Origin of the sequence: Pseudomonas sp. R3-57 (genome assembly GCF_051132065.1) — a bacterium.
Taxonomy (GTDB): domain Bacteria; phylum Pseudomonadota; class Gammaproteobacteria; order Pseudomonadales; family Pseudomonadaceae; genus Aquipseudomonas.
Genome location: NZ_CP071655.1, coordinates 651,210 through 669,556, shown reverse-complemented (window position 1 = coordinate 669,556; position 18,347 = coordinate 651,210). Strand labels below are relative to the sequence as shown.

The window sequence follows — 18,347 nt, the reverse complement described above, 5'->3', positions numbered from 1 at the left end:
GGGTTGGTGTTGGTATTGCCGGGGCGCTTAATGCGCCTCTGAAAGAGGATCGAGCGCGCGTACGTGCTCGACCTGCCAGCCAAGCGGAACCACGTCGCCGACGCTGAGCGCTGGATCGAGCTCGGCAATCGGTTGTTTCACGAAGAAGTCGGTCTTGCCGCAGACTTCCAGGCGCACCCGGACGTGGTCGCCCAGATAGATGAATTCCGCCACCCTCCCTGAGAAGCGGTTGACGCATTGATCACTGGAACCGTTGAGGCTGACCCGCTCCGGACGGATCGACAGGGTCACCGGCTCGCCGGTCTGGCCGACGTTGACCGCCAGCGCCTCGACCTTCTCGCCACGGCCCAGTTCGACCACGCAGCGCTCGCCGCTCTGGCTGAGCAGACGACCGTTGAGGCGGTTGTTCTCGCCGATGAAGTTGGCGACGAAGGTGTTTTTCGGTTCTTCATAAAGTGTGCGCGGTGGGGCGATCTGCTGGATTTCGCCCTGATGGAACACGGCGACACGGTCAGACATGGTCAGCGCTTCGCCCTGATCGTGGGTCACGTAGACCACGGTCACGCCGAGGCGCTGGTGCAGGTGTTTGATTTCCATCTGCATGTGTTCGCGCAACTGCTTGTCGAGGGCGCCCAACGGTTCGTCCATCAGCACCAGTTGCGGTTCGAACACCAAGGCGCGGGCCAATGCCACACGCTGTTGCTGACCACCGGACAACTGCGCCGGATAGCGTGAAGCGAACGCGTCGAGCTGGACCATGCTGAGGACTTTCTTCACCCGCTCACTGACGTCGCTTTTGTTCAAGCCACGCACGGTCAGCGGGAAGGCGAGGTTTTCCGCGACGGTCATGTGCGGGAACAGCGCATAGTTCTGGAACACCATGCCGATGTCGCGCTTGTGCGGCGGCACGTTGTTGATCGAGCGCCCGGCCAAGAGGATTTCGCCGGCAGTCGGCGTTTCAAAACCGGCGAGCATCATCAGGCTGGTGGTCTTGCCGGAACCGGACGGCCCGAGCAGGGTGAGGAATTCGCCTTTGCGAATGTCCAGGTTGAGGTCTTTGACGATCAGGTTCTCGCCGTCGTAGCTCTTCTGCACACCACGAAAGCTGACCAGCACATCACTGGCCCCTGCGTTTGAATCGACCTGGCTCATACCCGCACCTTTGTTGTTGATGACTGCTTGTGAGTCAAGCCTAGTGGCTGCTGACAGCCACGCAAATCGGGGCGCAGGAGAGAATGGCTTAAGCCGGATGGAAGGTTCGGGGTAGGGATTGCCCTACAAGGATGGCGCGTTTTGGCAAACGCAGCGGCAAGCGGCTGGCTGCGAGCTGCAAGAACGGGCGAAAGCGTTTGTCGTTAACGGATATGCCCGGAATCGCGAGTTGAACAAAGAATCCTGTGGGAGCTGGCTTGCCAGCGATAGCGGTGGGTCAGCCGACATTGATGTGACTGACATTGCCTCATCGCTGGCAAGCCAGCTCCCACAGGAATTTGTGGTGGGTTCAGAGAAGCCTGTGCTCCATCGCGTATTTGACCAGTTCGGCCAGCGAGGTGATGTTGAGCTTTTGCATCAGGCGCGCCTTGTGCGTGCTGATGGTCTTGCTGCTGAGCGCCAGTTGCTGGGCGATGTCGTTGACGTTGGCGCCCTGGGCCAAGCGTTCGAACACCGAGAACTCACGCTCGGACAGCAGCGAATGCAGCGGCCGCGCATCGGTCAGGCCGACTTCGAAGACCATGCGGTCGGCCAGCTCGGGGTCGATGTAACGTCCGCCTGCGGCAATCTTGCGAATGGCCGTCAGCAACAGCGCCGGATCACTGTCCTTGGTCGCATACCCGGCCGCGCCGACTTTCAATGCGCGGGCGGCCATCTGCGCTTCGTCGTGCATCGACAGCACCAGTATCGCCGGCGGATTGTTCAACGCGCGAATACGCGGAATCGCCTCAAGACCATTGACCCCGGGCATGGAGATATCCAGCAGCACCACTTCGCACGGCACATGGCGCAGGGTTTCCAGCAATTGCTCACCATTGCTCGCCTCGCCGACCACTTGCAGGTCCTTGGCCAGGCCAATCAACTGCTTGATGCCCTCACGGACGATGGTGTGGTCTTCGGCTACCAGTACACGGATCACATCGATTCTCCAGATTTCAGGTACACACCAATCCCTGTGGGAACGAGCCCGCTCGCGATAGCGTCAGCCCAGACACTGCCAATCTTCAAACCTCACCCACCGGCACGCGCACCACCAGACTGGTGCCCTCCCCCGGCTCACTCTCCAGCAGCAAACGCCCACCCATGATCAGCACCCGCTCGCGCATGCCGACCAGACCAAACGAAGTCGGCCGACCGGTAGCGGCGACAAATCCTACGCCATCATCGCTGACCGTCAGACACAATTCATCGCCCTCCAGCGCCAGCGTCAGTTCCACCGTGTGCGCCTGGGCATGGCGCATGACGTTGGTCAGGGCCTCCTGCAAAATCCGGAACAGCCCCACCGCTTTGGCATCGCTGAGCGCCGGCAGATTGTCCGGCACCTGCACCAGACATGGAATCTGCGTACGCGCCTCGAACCGCCGCGCCTGCCATTCGATCGCCGAAGCAATCCCGGCATCGAGAATCGGTGGCCGCAGCGCCGTTGCGACATCCCGCACCAACTGAAACAACTGGGCGATCAGGCGCTTCATGCTGTTGAGTCGCTCATGCAGACCGGGATCGAGTTGCGCATACGCCAATTCGCACATCGAGGTTTCCAGTTTCAGCACCGTGAGCATCTGCCCCAGCTCATCATGGACTTCGCGGGCGATCCGCGCCTTCTCTTCTTCGCGCACGCTTTCAAGGTGCGCGGACAATTCACGCAGCTGTTCGCGCGAGGCGGCCAGTTCCAGCTCGATGCGCTTGCTCTCGCTGATGTCCCAGACGATGCCGTCCCAGACATACGCGCCGTCCTCCAGTTGCCGGGTGATTGCCTTGATCTCGGCCCAGCGCTGCTCGCCCTGACGCGTGAGGATGCGTCCCTGCCACGACCAGTCGCTGTCACTGTCGAGGGCCTGATCCTGGGTGCGGTGATAGCTGCCCTTGTCATCCGGGTGGACCAGACCGCGCAGGCCCATGTCGCGATGGGCGATGGCGGCCGGGGCGTACCCGACCAGACTTTCACTGCCTTCGCTGATGTAGGCGAAATCGATCTGCCCGGTGACCGGCGCCCGCTCCAGACGGAACACCAGCCCTGGCACGTTGGCAGCGATGCCCTGCAGGCGCGCTTCACTTTCCTGCAACGCCGCCAGGGCGCGACGCCGTTCAGTCACGTCGGTGAGGTAGACCACCAGATATTCACTGTCGCGGAAACGCAGAAAACTCAGCGACACGTCCGCCGGCAGAACACTGCCGTCGGCGCGCACGCAACTGGTTTCGAAACTCAGCGGCCCCTCTTCACTGGTCCGCGCGCGCTTCCACAGGTTGAGCCAGCGGTCCATGTGCAGGCCCGGCTCAACGTCGATCAGCGGGCGTTCGATCAGGCCACCGGCGGGATAGCCGAGCATGCTTTCTGCCGCACGGTTGGCGTAGCGCACATGGCTGTCCCAGTTGACCCAGAGGATGCCGACGGTGCTTTGATCAATGGAAAACTGCGTCAGACGCAAGGCCTCTTCGCTCGCCGCACGCAGGGCGATGTCTTCACGCGCAGCGAGCAGGCGCTGTTCCAGACTGTGCTGCTGGCGCCGCTGCCAGAACACGATGGCGACACAGCTGAGCAGCATCACCGCAAACAGCAGGCTGAGGTTCTGCCAGAACCCCGGCGATTCCGACAATCGTGGATATTTCGGCTGCAGCCACTGGTTGTGCAGCTGCTCCAGGTCCTTGGCCGGAATCGCGCGCAAAGCACTCTGGACGATGCCGGCCAGTTCCGGCCAATCGCGGCGCGACGCTACTCGCAGCAGTTGCGGCAGGCCGATATCGCCAACCACCACCAGCTCGGCAAACTCCGGCTCGACCGACAGGCGCCCCAGTTGGGCTTCATCGACTACGGCGTAGGCGGCTTGCTGGCTCAACAACAACTGCAACGCCTGACGCTCGAGCGGCACGCCTTGCAGGTTCAGGTGCGGATAGTTGCTGCGCAGATAATCGGCGGTAGTGCTCGGCATGCGCACCGCGACGCGGGTCTGGCTGTCGATTTTTTCCAGATCGACCACGCCGGCGCCTTTCTGGTCACTGACAACCAGTTGCGGTACGCGCATATACGGGTCGGAAAATTGCCACAGGCGCAGCGCGCTCGGTGTCTGGCTGAGACCTGGGGCGATATCGATTTCGCCGTCGCGCAAGGCGTTTTCCAACTGACCGAGGTCCTGAAAGTTGCGCCAGCTCAATTCGACATTCAGCGCTTTGGCCAACAGCTTCATCAGCTCGACATTGGCCCCCGACAGTCGCTGCAAACGCCGATCGTACGTTGCGTACGGCGCCTGCAAGACCAGTCCGACGCGCAGCTCATTGTGCTGCGCCAGCCATTGCTGCTGGCCCGCCGACAATTGCGCAAGGTGCGGCGGTGGCGCAGGCGCGGCCCAGCCCATCAAGGGAAACCACAAACAGCCGATAACCCACAGGCAGCAAAATCGCTTCATTGACGTCTCATACACTGACAAATTCTGACCAACCCATTAGGCTGCCGGGATACTTTCTGGCCTGGAATAACCGATGCCCTTTGTTTATCGCCTGGCAATGCCAGCATTGTGCCTGTCGCTGATCCTGCCTTGTGCGTTTTCCGTCGAAGCCGCCGATCCGGCGCCTGCCGCCACGGCAGAAAAACCCGCCGAAGAGAAACCGGTCGAACGCCAGCCCTTGCTTGAGCGTAGTCAGGAAGAAGCCGCTGCACTGGAACGTCTTCTGCCGGCGCAAGAGCAACAACAACTGCAGGCCGGCAGCGAAACTTTCCTGGCACTGTGGAAACCGGCCAACGCGGCCGAGCCCAAAGGCGCGGTGATCATCATTCCTGGCGCCGGCGAAACCGCAGACTGGCCGCAGGCAATCGGCCCGTTGCGGCGCAAACTGCCGGACGCGCAGTGGAGCAGCCTGAGTATCACCCTGCCCGACCTGCAAAGCGATGCCATCGCACCGCGGGTCATTGAGCCCGCCGCAGCGCCGAAAGCGCCTGAGTCCGGCAGCAAGGATTCAACCACCGCGCAGCCGATCGAGCAGGCCGCCGGTGGCGAAGCCGAAGTCGCCGATCAGGTCGTCGCCGAAACCACCGAGGAACAATCCCGGGCTGACGCCGAACGGATCTTCGCGCGCATTGACGCGGCGATTGCCTACGCCGAACAGCAAAGCGCGCGCAGCATCGTCGTGCTCGGCCACGGCACCGGCGCTTACTGGGCGGCGCGCTATCTGAGCGAGAAACAAACGGCGCAGGTCGAGAAGTTCGTCATGGTTGATGCGCAGGCACCAGCCAAGGCGAAGCCGCCACTGGCCGAGCTGACGCCGACGCTGAAGCTACCGACGGCGGATATTTTCTACATGGACAAGCCGCTGGATCGCAACGCAGCGCTGGAGCGCATGCAAGCGAGCAAGCGCCTGAAGACGTCGGCGTTCAGCCAGGTCGCGCTCAAGGCACTGCCGGACAAAAAGGCTGAGGGAGAGCAACTGTTGCGCCGGGTGCGGGGTTGGCTGAATCCGCAGAGCACGGACTGAACAGTAGACCGAGTAGCGCCCATCGCGAGCAGGCTCACTCCTACAGTTGATTGAGTTCCTTCAGTTGGAATGCAATAACCTGTGGGAGCGAGCCTGCTCGCGAAGGGGCCAGTTCAGACAACAAACATTCAACGATTAGCGAAAATCCCGCCGCTCGCGAATCAGCGTATAGGCATTGTGCAGTTCGCGAGTACGCTCGGTCGCCTCGCGCACCTGCGCCGCTGACGCCCCGGAGCCGGCGATCTTGTCCGGATGATGGCGACTGAGCAGGCGCCGATAAGCGCGCTTGATCTGCGCCGGTTCGCTGCTCGCCGAGACGCCAAGCAACTTCATCGCTTCCTGATAACTCACCGCTGCACTGACGATCGGCCGCTTGCCCGGCTCGTAATCACTGGCCAGCGCCTGTATCTGCTGCGGCGTCCAGCCCAGCCACTTGCCCCACTGCGCCAGCAGCTCTCGCTCACTGACGCCAGCGCGACCGTCGGCCCAGACCATCCGCCAACAGGCACGCAACACGCCTTCGGCGGCATGCGGCTGCGCACTCAGACGGCGCAGATAACCGCGCAGATTGTCGTTGCCCGACTTGCCACGGTTGAACGCAGCAATGGCTCGACGCGTGGCCGGTTCGCTCATTTCCAGCGCGCGCATTTCATTGCGCGCTTGCTGGATATGCCCGTCCGTTACGCGACCGTCGCTTTTTGCCAGCCGCCCGAGCAGCACAAACAACAGTTCGTCGTTGCGCAACATCGGCCGGCCGCCAAGCTTTTCCCGCAAATGCCCCCAGCTCTGCAGATTCAGGCGCCGATCCAGCGCCTGCCCCAACAATGCCCCAAGCATGGCCCCCGGAATGCTGGCAATCGCAAAACCCGCTCCGGCTCCAATCAGAGTCCCTGGCCACAACATATCAGCGACTCGCTTTTATCAAGGTTTCAGCTTCGGCCAGACGCTCGTGTGTGCCGACATCCACCCAGTGCCCTTTCAAGCGCTCGCCGCTGACCTCGCCGGCCGCCATGGCTTTGCGCAGTAGCGGCGCAAGCTTGAAGGCGCCGTCGCTGCAGCCGTCGAACAATTGCGGATGAAGCACGGCGATGCCGCTGTAAGTCAGGGTCTGTGTATTCGGCTGGCCGTCCTGCACCTGGCCGTCGACCAGGGAGAAATCGCCGTTGGGGTGATGCGCCGGATTGTCCGCCAGAACCAGATGCGCCAGTCCGCTGATCGGTTGATGCAGGACGCTGAAGTCGTAGTCGGTCCAGATGTCGCCGTTGACCACCAGAAACGCATCGTCACCGAGCAGCGGCAGCGCACGGAAAATCCCGCCGCCGGTTTCCAGCGGCTCACCTTCTGGCGAGTACTGGATGCTCAGGCCGAACTGCGAGCCATCGCCCAAATGGTCTTCGATCTGCTGTCCGAGCCAGGCGTGGTTGATCACGATCTCGTTGAAGCCAGCCGCTGCGAGGGCGCGCAGATGATATTCGATCAACGGCACGCCGCCGGCACGCACCAGCGGTTTAGGGGTGGTCAGGGTCAGCGGGCGCATGCGCTCGCCTCTGCCTGCCGCCAGAATCATTGCCTTCATGCCGTCGCTCCAGCACGCAAGCTGCTGAACAGCGCTTGCAGTTCCGCCAGTTCAGGACGACGGGCAATCACCGCTTCTATATAAGAGAAGAAGCGCGGCACGTCCGCCAGATAGCGTGGCTTGCCGTCGCGGTGGCAGATGCGCGCGAAAATACCGATGACTTTCAGATGACGCTGCACGCCCATCAGGTCGCTGGCGCGCAGGAAATCGTCAAAATCGGCCTGCACCGGAATATTCAGCGCCAGCGCTTGCTGCCAGTATTTCTCCAGCCAGCCGCGCACACGCTCTTCAGGCCAGCTGAGGAACGCGTCCTTGAACAGGCAAGTGACGTCGTAGGTCACCGGGCCGTAGACCGCATCCTGGAAATCCAGCACGCCAGGGTTGGGTTCGCTGAGCATCAGGTTGCGCGGCATGTAGTCGCGGTGCACCAGCACCTTCGGCTGGGCCAGGGCGCTGTCGATCAGCAGATCGCTGATGTGCTGCCATTGCCGTTGTTGAGCCGCATCGAACTCAACACCCAGTTCGCGCTTCACATACCACTCAGGGAACAATTCCAGCTCACGGCGCAGCAACGCCACGTCGTAGCTGGGCAGCGGCGCAACCATCGGCAATTGCTGAAAGGCCAGCAAGGCTTGCAGCGCATCGTCGAACAAAGCGTCGGCATTTTCGCCATTGATCACGTCGAGATAGGTCTGATTGCCCAGGTCATTGAGCAAAAGAAAGCCGCGTTCGAGGTCTTCGGCATAAATTTTCGGCACGTTGATTGCGGATTTCGCCAGCAAAAAGGCGATATCCACGAACGGTTTGCAGTTTTCCTGAGGCGGCGGCGCGTCCATCACGACAAAGCTGCGACCCTCACCTTCCCAGCGGAAGTAACGGCGAAAACTCGCGTCGCTGCTGGCCGCGGTCAACGTGGCCGGGGGCACGGTGCCCCAGCCTTGTTGTGCAAACAGATTCGCCAACTGCTCATCGAGCCAAACTTTCAGGTGTTGCAAGCGTACATCTTGGTCAGGCATTGCAAGGGTCTCCGACGGCGCTAGCCGTCAAGCGGGTCATGCTTTATTATCCAGCATCTTTTTCAGACCATCGAGAGGCGTGCGGCCCACACCGCGGGCAGATGGCACGCAGGAAGCCCGGACTAATAAGATGGCATTGAAATCCCCCGCGTTTCGTAAAAAATTTCCGTTGTTGGTAACCGGCAGTCTGCTGGCTATGCAACCTCTGGCCAGTCAATTCGTTGTTGCCGCCGAGCAGTATGACTGCTCCGTCTCGGCTACGGGTGGTTGGGACTGTGCGCCCAAATCACCGGCCGCTGCGTTGCCGCCGCGCCCGGTGCATGACGGCAGTGCCGTCAGCGCCACCGGCGATGCGCCAAGCGAGAACGGTTCGACGGCCGACACCGGCCCGAAAACCGCACTCGTCACCGAAGCCAAGGGCCGCGGTCTGAAATCCCGTAGCGAAGACTACAGTCACCTCGACTGGGTTCCGCGCGAGAAGCTTACCGCCGCGCAACTGGCCGAGACCGGGCCTTACTGCTCCGGTGCCTACATCGAGCCGACTCGTCCTGGCATGAACGACAAGACGAACAAAAGCGACGCTCCGACCTTTATCGGCGCGAAAGCCTCGCGCTATAACACCGATGATCAAGTCGGTACGCTGGCCGGTGATGTCGTCCTGCGTCAGGGCAGCATGCAGGTCGAGTCCGACGAAGCCAGCCTCTACCAGGCCGAGAGCCGCGCCGAACTCAATGGCGATGTACGCATTCGCGACAACGGCGCGCTGATCGTTGGCGATCACGCCGATGTGCAGCTCGACACCGGCGAAGCCAAGGTCGACAACGCCGAATACGTGATGCACAAATCACGCATCCGCGGTAACGCGCTTTACGCCAAGCGTGCCGAGAACGCGATCATTCGCTTGAAGGACGGCACGTACACCACGTGCGAACCGAACAGCAACGCGTGGCAGCTCAAGGGCAACAACATCACGCTGAACCCGGCCACCGGTTTTGGTACCGCGACCAACGTGACGTTGCGCGTCAAGGACATTCCCATCCTTTACACGCCGTACATTTACTTCCCGATCGACGACCGTCGTCAGTCGGGCTTCCTGCCACCGACCATCGGCAGCGGCAGTGATACCGGCTTCATGCTGGTCACGCCGTACTACTTCAACCTGGCACCGAACTACGATGCCACGTTGTACCCGCGCTACATGAGCAAGCGCGGCATGCTGGTGGAAGGCGAGTTCCGTTACCTGACCAAGTCGAGTGAAGGTCAGTTCGGTGCGTCGTATCTCAACGACGAGAACGACGATCGCAAGCGCCAGTCCGATTACAACGAGACGCGCTACATGTACAACTGGCAGCACAAGGGCGGTCTCGACTCCCGTGTGCTCACCCAGGTTGACTACACCAAGATCAGCGATCCGTATTATTTCCAGGATCTGCAGACCGATCAGATCGGCGTCAAGAGCGACGATTACGTCAACCAGCAGGGTTCCGTCACCTATCGTGGCGACAGCTACACTGCGCGCCTGAATGCCCAGCAGTACCAACTGGCGACTGTTTCGAACATCACGCCTTACGGTCGTTTGCCGCAGATCACCTTCAACGGTCAACTGCCGTATCACCCGGAAGGCTTGAACTTCGATTACGAAACCGAGCTGGTTCGTTTCGATCGTGACTTGCGCAGCGGCACGTTTGTTCAGGAAGACGGCATCACCACCGAGTCGCGCCTGGACAACAATATTCAGGGTCTGGCCCGCGCCAACGGCGACCGCTTGAATCTGAAGCCAGGCGTCAGCTTGCCGATGAACTGGACGTATGGCTTCCTCAAGCCATCGCTGAAGTATCAGTACACTCAGTACCAGCTTGATCTGGACAACACAGGCAAATCGCAGATCGATGTGATGACCGCCGAGCAGAAGAAGCTCAACGGCGAATTCGACAGCAACCAGAACCGCGGCGTACCAATCGCCAGCATCGATGGCGGCCTGTACTTCGACCGCAACACTTCGTACTTCGGCAAGAACTACCGCCAGACCCTGGAACCACGTCTGTTCTACCTCTATGTACCTGAGGTAGATCAGGAGGACATTCCGGTATTCGACACCAGTGAATACACCTTCAACTATGCCTCGCTGTTCCGCGACAACCGCTTCTCCGGTGCTGACCGCGTCGGCGACGAGAACAAGCTGTCGCTGGGTGTAACCAGCCGCTGGATCGAAGACGATGGCTTCGAACGACAGCGCATCAGTGTCGGTCAAGCCTTGTACTTCAAGGACCGCGAGGTTCAATTGCCCGGTATCGCATTCAAGGATCGCGATGACGCAAGATCCAACGTCTCGCCTTACGCGCTTGAATACGAGTACCGCTGGAACCGCGACTGGCGCACCACGGCCGACTACAACTGGGATCCGGACAGCCACAGTCCGCGTTCCGGCAGTGCGATGTTCCATTATCAGCCTGAAGACAACCCGAACAAGGTCGTCAACCTTGGCTACCGCTATCGCAACGACCAGGTGCGCTTCGACCAGAACACCGGTAAATGGTCGGTGGGCGGCGGTGATTACGGCACGCCGGGCACCCCTGGCTACGTGAAGGATTACTACAAGATCCAGCAGCATGACTTCTCGGTCATCTGGCCGATCGTTCCGCAGTGGAGCGCGATCAGCCGCTGGCAGTACGACTACAACCGCAACCGCACGCTGGAAGCCTTCGGCGGTTTCGAGTACGACAACTGCTGCTGGAAACTGCGCCTGATCAACCGTTACTGGGTTTCCTACGACGAGTTCAGCCAGGAAGCTCCGCAAAACGAAAAAGGCGACCATGGCGTCTTCCTCCAAATTGTTCTGAAGGGACTCGGCGGCCTCACCGGCGCCAAGGTAGAGAGCTTCCTCGACAAAGGCATTCAAGGTTATCGTGAACGTGAAGACCAAGCTTTCTGATTGTCTGCGCCCGCTGATGCTGGGCGCGCTGTTCCTGGGTACGGCGGCCAACGCCGCCGTACAATCCATCGACAAAGTGGTAGCGATCGTCGACAACGACGTGGTCATGCAGAGCCAACTGGACCAGCGCGTCCACGAAGTGCAGCAGACTATCGCCAAGCGTGGCGGCGGCTTGCCGCCTCCGGGTGTGCTGGATCAACAGGTGCTCGAACGTCTGATCGTCGAAAACCTGCAGTTGCAGATCGGCGAACGCTCCGGCATTCGCATCACTGACGAAGAGCTGAACCAGGCGGTCGGTACCATCGCCCAGCGCAACAACATGAGTATTGATCAATTCCGTGCTGCTCTGGCGCGCGACGGCCTGTCTTACGACGATGCCCGCGACCAGATCAAACGCGAGATGATCATCAGCCGCGTGCGTCAGCGTCGTGTGGCAGAACGCATTCAGGTCTCCGAGCAGGAAGTGAAGAACTTCCTCGCCTCTGACCTGGGCAAGATGCAACTGTCCGAAGAACTGCACTTGGCCAATATCCTGATTCCGACGCCGGAAAGCGCCAACTCCGAAGCGATTCAGAGCGCCGCGCGTCAGGCCATGGAAGTTTACCAGCAGCTCAAGCAAGGCGCCGACTTCGGTCAGATGGCCGTGGCCAAATCCGGTAGCGACAACGCACTGGAAGGCGGCGACATGGGCTGGCGTAAAGCCGCACAACTGCCACCTCCGTTTGATCGCGAACTGAGCAGCATGGCCGTTGGCGATATCACTCAGCCTGCCCGCACGCCGGGTGGTTTCATCATCCTGAAACTGCTGGGCAAACGTGGCGGCGAAGCGCAGATGCGCGACGAAGTGCATGTTCGCCACATTTTGGTTAAACCGAGTCCGATTCGCGACGAAGCCAAGACCAAGGCGCTGGTGCAATCGTTGTATGACCGCATCACTGCCGGTGAAGATTTCGCTGAGCTGGCGAAAAACTACTCCGAAGACCCGGGTTCGGCGCTCAACGGCGGTGACCTGAACTGGATCGATCCGAACGCACTGGTACCGGAATTCCGCGAAGTGATGGCCACGACCCCGCAAGGTCAGCTGTCCAAGCCGTTCCAGACCCAATACGGCTGGCATGTTCTGGAAGTCCTTGGCCGTCGCGCCACCGACAGCACCGAACAGGCCCGTGAGCAGCAAGCCCTGACCGTCCTGCGTAACCGCAAATACGACGAAGAGCTGCAAACCTGGCTGCGTCAGATCCGTGACGAAGCGTACGTCGAAATCAAACTTCCTGGTGCAGACCAGGCAGCGCAGTGAAACCCCCGCGTTTCGCGCTGACACCCGGCGAGCCAGCCGGCATCGGTCCCGACCTGTGCCTGCTGCTCGCATCGCAAGCCCAGCCACATCCCCTGATTGCCATCACCAGCCGCGACCTGCTCCTTGAGCGGGCCGCGCAACTGGGGCTGGCTGTCGATCTGCTGGATGTCGGCCCTGATCACTGGCCGGACGCTCCGGCGCCCGCCAACAGCCTGTATGTCTGGGATACGCCGCTGAGCGCACCCGTGGTGGCCGGGCAACTGGACAAGGCCAACGCGGCGTTCGTCCTCGACACCCTGACCCGCGCTGGCAACGGCTGCCTGAACGGCGACTTCGCCGGGATGATCACCGCGCCCGTGCACAAGGGCGTGATCAACGAGTCGGGCATTGCGTTCTCCGGGCACACCGAATTTCTCGCTGACCTGACGCAAACCGCGCAAGTGGTGATGATGCTCGCCACTCGCGGTCTGCGCGTGGCACTGGTCACCACTCACCTGCCCCTGCGCGAGATTGCCGATGCCATCACGCCTGAGCGGCTGGAGCGGGTTACGCGCATCCTGCATGCCGACCTGCAGAACAAATTCGGCATCGCCCAGCCACGGATTCTGGTGTGCGGACTCAACCCGCACGCCGGCGAAGGTGGTCATCTGGGCCGTGAAGAAATCGACATCATCGAACCGACATTGGAACGCCTGCGCGGCGAGGGCATGGACCTCCGTGGCCCGCTGCCTGCCGACACTCTGTTTACCCCCAAATATCTGGAGCACTGCGACGCAGTGCTGGCGATGTACCACGACCAGGGCCTGCCCGTGTTGAAGTACAAAGGCTTTGGCGCAGCCGTCAACGTGACGCTGGGCCTGCCGATCATCCGCACATCGGTCGATCACGGCACCGCGCTTGATCTGGCCGGCAGCGGCAAGATCGACACCGGCAGCCTGCAAGTCGCCCTGGAAACCGCCTACCAGATGGCCGAGACCCGTTTATGAACGAGCAATACCAACACAAGGCGCGCAAACGCTTTGGCCAGAACTTCCTCCACGATGCCGGCGTTATCGACCGCATCCTGCGTTCCATCCATGCCAAGGCTGACGACCGTCTGCTGGAAATCGGCCCGGGCCAGGGCGCACTGACCGCCGGCCTGCTGTCTTCCGGCGCCCAGCTCGACGTGGTGGAACTGGACAAGGACCTGATCCCGATCCTCAACCAGCAGTTTGCCGGCAAGAATAATTTCAACCTGCACCAGGGCGATGCACTGAAGTTCGACTTCAACACGCTCAACGCCGCGCCAAGCAGCCTGCGCGTGGTCGGCAACCTGCCGTACAACATTTCCACGCCGCTGATTTTTCACCTGCTGAATAACGCCGGCATCATTCGCGACATGCACTTCATGCTGCAAAAAGAAGTGGTCGAGCGTCTGGCCGCGGGTCCTGGCGGTGGTGATTGGGGTCGTCTGTCGATCATGGTTCAGTACCATTGCCGCGTCGAACACCTGTTCAACGTCGGCCCCGGTGCGTTCAATCCGCCGCCGAAAGTCGATTCGGCGATCGTTCGTCTGGTACCGCATGCCGTACTGCCGCACCCGGCCAAGGATCATCGCCTGCTCGAACGCGTGGTGCGCGAAGCGTTCAACCAGCGCCGCAAGACCTTGCGCAACACGCTCAAGCAACTGCTCAGCAATGCCGAAATCGAAGCCGCCGGCGTCGATGGCAGCCTGCGTCCCGAGCAACTGGATCTGGCCGCATTCGTGCGTCTGGCAGACCAGCTCGCCGTACAAGTCCCGGCCGCCCCTGTCGCCGACTGACCGGCGATGAACGCTATCGGGCAGCACACCACTCTGGTTTACTGCCCGATACTTGCCTAGACTGATTCCCCATCAGCTACGCCCCGCGTTCCGCTTCGTTAAGGCCTTTTTGCATGTCCGATTCCCGTTATAAGGTTGATGTCAGCGTCGTCACCCGCTATCTGGCAGAACAATCGCAACCCGAAAATGACCGCTTCGCTTTCGCCTACACCATCACCGTGCAGAACAATGGTCAGATGCCGGCCAAGCTTCTGTCCCGGCATTGGGTGATTACTGACGGTGACGGCCATGTCGAAGAAGTCCGCGGTGAAGGCGTTGTCGGCCTGCAGCCACTGATCGCCGCTGGCGAGAGCCACAAATATACGAGCGGTACGGTGATGACCACCAAGGTCGGCACCATGCAGGGCACTTATCAAATGCTCGCCGACGATGGCAAACGTTTCAACGCGACGATCAAGCCGTTTCGCCTCGCCGTGCCCGGAGCGCTGCACTGATGACGACGTATGCCGTCGGCGATCTGCAAGGCTGCCTCCAGCCGCTCAAATGCCTGCTCAAGCAAGTGGCGTTCGATCCGCAACTCGATCGACTCTGGCTGGTGGGTGATCTGGTCAACCGTGGCCCGCAATCGCTGGAAACCCTGCGTTTTCTGTACGGCATGCGCGAGTCGCTGGTGTGCGTACTCGGCAACCACGATCTGCATCTGCTCGCCGCCGCAAAAAACATCGAACGCCTGAAAAAATCCGACACCCTGCGCGAGATCATCGAAGCGCCGGACTGCGCCGAATTGCTCGAATGGGTACGCCAGCAAAAAGTCATGCACTACGACGAGCAACGTGATGTCGCCATGGTTCATGCCGGCATCCCGCCGCAATGGTCACTGCGCCGCGCCTTGAAGTGCGCCGCCGAGGTCGAGACGGCGTTGCGCGATGACAACATGTTGCCGGCCTTTCTCGATGGCATGTACGGCAACGATCCGGAGAAGTGGGACAGCGATCTCAAAGGCGTCGAGCGTTTGCGGGTCATCACCAACTATTTCACACGCATGCGTTTTTGCACCGCCGAAGGCAAACTCGACCTCAAAAGCAAGGAAGGTCTCGAGGCTGCTCCACCCGGCTATAAACCGTGGTTCCAGCACAAGGAGCGCAAGACCCGTGGCCTGCGCATCATCTTCGGCCATTGGGCGGCGCTGGAAGGCAATATCCACGAGCCGGGTATCTCGGCACTGGACACCGGTTGTGTCTGGGGCGGCAGCCTGACCCTGATGAACGTCGACAGCGGTGAACGCCTGTCGTGCAAATGCGATGAACATGGCGGACTTGCACCTTCAGTCGCGCCATCCATTCCCGAAACTTCACCAGTCGGCGCACCGCGTTAGACTGCGTTATCAGTTGAGCAACAGGAACACAGCCATGACCGAATTCAAACGAATCCCCCCGGAGCAGGCCCAGGCCTTGCGTGAACAAGGCGCAGTTGTAGTCGACGTGCGCGATCCGGCAACCTTTGCCGCGCTGCACATCAGCGGTTCGAAGCATCTGGACAATCATTCGCTGCACGCCTTCATCCAGGGCGCCGACCTCGATGCGCCGACTGTCGTGGTCTGCTACCACGGCAATTCCAGTCAGGGCGCAGCCGCCTATCTGGTGGGCCAGGGCTTCTCCGACGTCTACAGCATGGACGGCGGCTTTGAACTCTGGCGTACGACTTATCCTGAGGAAACCGCGCAAGGCACCGCCGAATAATTTTTTTGTCACGCGCAGCCCCCGGCTCCCGCGGGCCTGCGCGAGGCAGACGAACGGTCTGCCACAACTAATTACGTATCTCGCCTTTACCTCTCGAATTCCCAACTATCCTTAAGCGCAGGCCATCCAAAACAGGGGAGAGCCGGTACACCGGCGCACGGGTCATCGGGAGTAGCTTCCGCGGTTGTCCACTGCGGGAGAGTTCTGGGGGGTAAACAACGGCTGCCACTGTGGCTGTTGCCAGCATCGACTGAGTGATCCGGCGTCGGCTCCACGTATCGAGCGAGGTGACGTCATGAGTATCTTTAGCCACTTCCAACAACGCTTCGAATCCACACGCCAGGAAGAATTCTCTCTGCAGGAATACCTGGAACTGTGCAAAAAGGATCGCAGCGCCTACGTATCCGCCGCCGAACGCCTGCTGCTGGCGATCGGTGAACCGGAACTGCTCGACACTTCGACAAACTCGAGGCTGTCGCGCATCTTCTCCAACAAGGTGATCCGCCGTTATCCGGCCTTTGAAGACTTCCACGGGATGGAAGAATGCATCGACCAGATCGTCTCGTATTTCCGCCACGCCGCTCAGGGCCTGGAAGAGAAGAAACAGATCCTTTATCTGCTCGGCCCCGTCGGCGGCGGTAAATCGTCCCTGGCCGAGAAGCTGAAACAGCTGATTGAAAAAGTGCCCTTCTACGCAATCAAGGGCTCACCGGTATTCGAATCGCCACTGGGTCTGTTCAACGCCACCGAAGATGGCGCGATCCTCGAAGAAGACTTCGGTATCCCGCGGCGCTATCTCAATACCATCATGTCGCCGTGGGCAACCAAACGCCTGGCCGAATTTGGCGGCGATATTAGCCAGTTCCGCGTGGTCAAACTGTACCCGTCGATCCTCAATCAGATCGCCGTGGCCAAGACCGAACCGGGTGACGAGAACAACCAGGACATTTCTGCACTGGTCGGCAAGGTCGATATCCGCAAACTCGAGGAGTACCCACAGAACGACGCTGACGCCTACAGCTATTCCGGTGCGCTGTGCCGGGCCAACCAGGGCCTGATGGAATTCGTCGAAATGTTCAAGGCACCGATCAAGGTGCTGCACCCACTCCTGACAGCGACTCAGGAAGGCAACTACAACAGTACCGAAGGCCTCGGCGCGATTCCGTTCACCGGGATCCTGCTCGCTCACTCCAACGAATCGGAGTGGCACACCTTCCGCAACAACAAGAACAACGAAGCCTTCATCGACCGGATCTACATCGTCAAAGTGCCGTACTGCCTGCGCGTCAGTGACGAAGTGAAGATCTACGACAAACTGCTGTTCAACAGTTCACTGGCCAAGGCGCACTGCGCGCCGGATACCCTGAAAATGCTGGCGCAGTTCACCGTGCTGTCGCGTCTCAAGGAGCCGGAAAACTCCAATATCTATTCGAAGATGCGCGTCTACGACGGCGAAAACCTCAAGGACACCGATCCGAAGGCCAAGTCGATTCAGGAATACCGCGACTCGGCCGGCGTCGACGAGGGCATGAACGGTCTGTCGACCCGCTTCGCCTTCAAGATCCTGTCCAAGGTATTCAACTTCGATCCTCATGAAATCGCCGCCAACCCGGTGCACCTGCTCTATGTGCTGGAACAGCAGATCGAACAGGAACAGTTCCAGGCCGAGACCCGCGAGCGCTATTTGCGTTATCTGAAGGAATACCTCGCGCCGCGCTACATCGAGTTCATCGGCAAGGAAATCCAGACCGCCTACCTCGAGTCCTACAGCGAATACGGTCAGAACATCTTCGACCGCTACGTGCTCTACGCGGACTTCTGGATTCAGGATCAGGAATACCGCGATCCGGAAACCGGCGAGATCCTCAATCGCGTCGCGCTGAACGAAGAACTGGAGAAAATCGAAAAACCGGCCGGCATCAGCAATCCGAAGGATTTCCGCAACGAGATCGTCAACTTCGTCCTGCGCGCCCGGGCCAACAACAACGGCAAGAACCCGACCTGGCTCAGCTACGAAAAATTGCGGGTGGTCATCGAGAAGAAAATGTTCTCCAACACCGAAGACCTGCTGCCCGTCATCAGCTTCAACGCCAAGGCCAGCAAAGAGGACCAGCAAAAACACAACGATTTCGTTACACGTATGGTTGAACGTGGCTACACCGATAAACAGGTACGACTGCTGTCCGAATGGTACCTGCGGGTCCGCAAGTCGCAGTGAGGCAGCTGCAAGCTACAAGCCACAAGCTGCAAGAAAGAGCGCGTACCCCCTGAATTCTGGGCTATTCGTCTCGCTTGCAGCTTGCAGCTCAA

At 60.4% G+C, this 18,347-nt stretch carries 15 protein-coding genes; 9 read left to right on the top strand and 6 right to left on the bottom strand.

Going from position 1 to position 18,347, the window contains the following annotated elements:
• Positions 1-27 precede the first annotated feature (27 nt).
• From J3P93_RS03030 to J3P93_RS03020, 3 genes are all read right to left on the bottom strand, one after another.
• Positions 28-1,152, bottom strand: a complete 1,125-nt coding sequence (locus J3P93_RS03030; RefSeq protein ID WP_208939542.1) for an ABC transporter ATP-binding protein — start codon at positions 1,150-1,152, stop codon at positions 28-30.
• A gap of 349 nt (positions 1,153-1,501) precedes the next feature.
• Complete coding sequence (locus J3P93_RS03025; RefSeq protein ID WP_434595038.1) at positions 1,502-2,131, bottom strand: response regulator; 630 nt, start codon at positions 2,129-2,131, stop codon at positions 1,502-1,504.
• Between the two features lie 85 nt (positions 2,132-2,216).
• On the bottom strand, positions 2,217-4,613 hold the full coding sequence (locus tag J3P93_RS03020) for a PAS domain-containing sensor histidine kinase (RefSeq protein WP_434595036.1): 2,397 nt from the start codon (positions 4,611-4,613) through the stop codon (positions 2,217-2,219).
• A gap of 73 nt (positions 4,614-4,686) precedes the next feature.
• Here J3P93_RS03020 and J3P93_RS03015 point away from each other — a divergent pair, with 73 nt between their 5' ends.
• Entirely contained in the window at positions 4,687-5,676 is a 990-nt protein-coding gene (locus J3P93_RS03015) for an alpha/beta hydrolase family protein (RefSeq protein WP_434595035.1), read from the top strand.
• A gap of 135 nt (positions 5,677-5,811) precedes the next feature.
• Here J3P93_RS03015 and J3P93_RS03010 read toward each other — a convergent pair whose 3' ends face one another.
• From J3P93_RS03010 to J3P93_RS03000, 3 genes are read right to left on the bottom strand one after another with little or no spacing between them, the layout of a single operon-like run.
• Positions 5,812-6,579, bottom strand: coding sequence for a TerB family tellurite resistance protein (locus J3P93_RS03010; RefSeq protein ID WP_434595034.1), 768 nt, complete (start codon positions 6,577-6,579; stop codon positions 5,812-5,814).
• A 1-nt stretch (position 6,580) separates the two neighbouring features.
• Entirely contained in the window at positions 6,581-7,252 is a 672-nt protein-coding gene (murU, locus tag J3P93_RS03005; protein WP_434595033.1) for an N-acetylmuramate alpha-1-phosphate uridylyltransferase MurU, read from the bottom strand.
• Complete coding sequence (locus tag J3P93_RS03000; RefSeq protein ID WP_434595031.1) at positions 7,249-8,268, bottom strand: aminoglycoside phosphotransferase family protein; 1,020 nt, start codon at positions 8,266-8,268, stop codon at positions 7,249-7,251. Before J3P93_RS03000 ends, murU begins: the two co-directional genes overlap by 4 nt.
• A 130-nt stretch (positions 8,269-8,398) precedes the next feature.
• On the opposite strand from J3P93_RS03000, the gene J3P93_RS02995 reads away from it, so the two are divergent.
• From J3P93_RS02995 to J3P93_RS02960, 8 genes are all read left to right on the top strand, one after another.
• Positions 8,399-11,200, top strand: a complete 2,802-nt coding sequence (locus J3P93_RS02995; RefSeq protein ID WP_434595030.1) for an LPS-assembly protein LptD — start codon at positions 8,399-8,401, stop codon at positions 11,198-11,200.
• On the top strand, positions 11,175-12,497 hold the full coding sequence (gene surA, locus J3P93_RS02990; RefSeq protein ID WP_206414589.1) for a peptidylprolyl isomerase SurA: 1,323 nt from the start codon (positions 11,175-11,177) through the stop codon (positions 12,495-12,497). The genes J3P93_RS02995 and surA overlap by 26 nt, the downstream gene beginning before the upstream one ends.
• The gene (pdxA, locus tag J3P93_RS02985) at positions 12,494-13,483 is read left to right on the top strand and encodes a 4-hydroxythreonine-4-phosphate dehydrogenase PdxA (RefSeq protein ID WP_434595028.1); all 990 of its coding nucleotides are present in this window, start codon (positions 12,494-12,496) and stop codon (positions 13,481-13,483) included. Before surA ends, pdxA begins: the two co-directional genes overlap by 4 nt.
• A complete protein-coding gene (gene rsmA / locus J3P93_RS02980; protein WP_434595026.1) occupies positions 13,480-14,298 on the top strand; it encodes a 16S rRNA (adenine(1518)-N(6)/adenine(1519)-N(6))-dimethyltransferase RsmA in 819 nt (272 codons plus the stop codon). Before pdxA ends, rsmA begins: the two co-directional genes overlap by 4 nt.
• Before the next feature lie 113 nt (positions 14,299-14,411).
• Positions 14,412-14,792 carry a Co2+/Mg2+ efflux protein ApaG gene (gene apaG / locus J3P93_RS02975; RefSeq protein ID WP_434595025.1) on the top strand — a complete coding sequence of 127 codons (381 nt, stop codon included), beginning with the start codon at positions 14,412-14,414 and terminating at the stop codon, positions 14,790-14,792.
• Positions 14,792-15,673: a symmetrical bis(5'-nucleosyl)-tetraphosphatase gene (locus J3P93_RS02970; protein WP_434595023.1), complete on the top strand. Its 882-nt coding sequence runs from the start codon at positions 14,792-14,794 to the stop codon at positions 15,671-15,673. The genes apaG and J3P93_RS02970 overlap by 1 nt, the downstream gene beginning before the upstream one ends.
• Before the next feature lie 34 nt (positions 15,674-15,707).
• The gene (gene glpE / locus J3P93_RS02965; protein WP_434595021.1) at positions 15,708-16,037 is read left to right on the top strand and encodes a thiosulfate sulfurtransferase GlpE; all 330 of its coding nucleotides are present in this window, start codon (positions 15,708-15,710) and stop codon (positions 16,035-16,037) included.
• A gap of 295 nt (positions 16,038-16,332) precedes the next feature.
• Positions 16,333-18,255 carry a PrkA family serine protein kinase gene (locus tag J3P93_RS02960; protein ID WP_090286853.1) on the top strand — a complete coding sequence of 641 codons (1,923 nt, stop codon included), beginning with the start codon at positions 16,333-16,335 and terminating at the stop codon, positions 18,253-18,255.
• Positions 18,256-18,347: the final 92 nt, after the last annotated feature.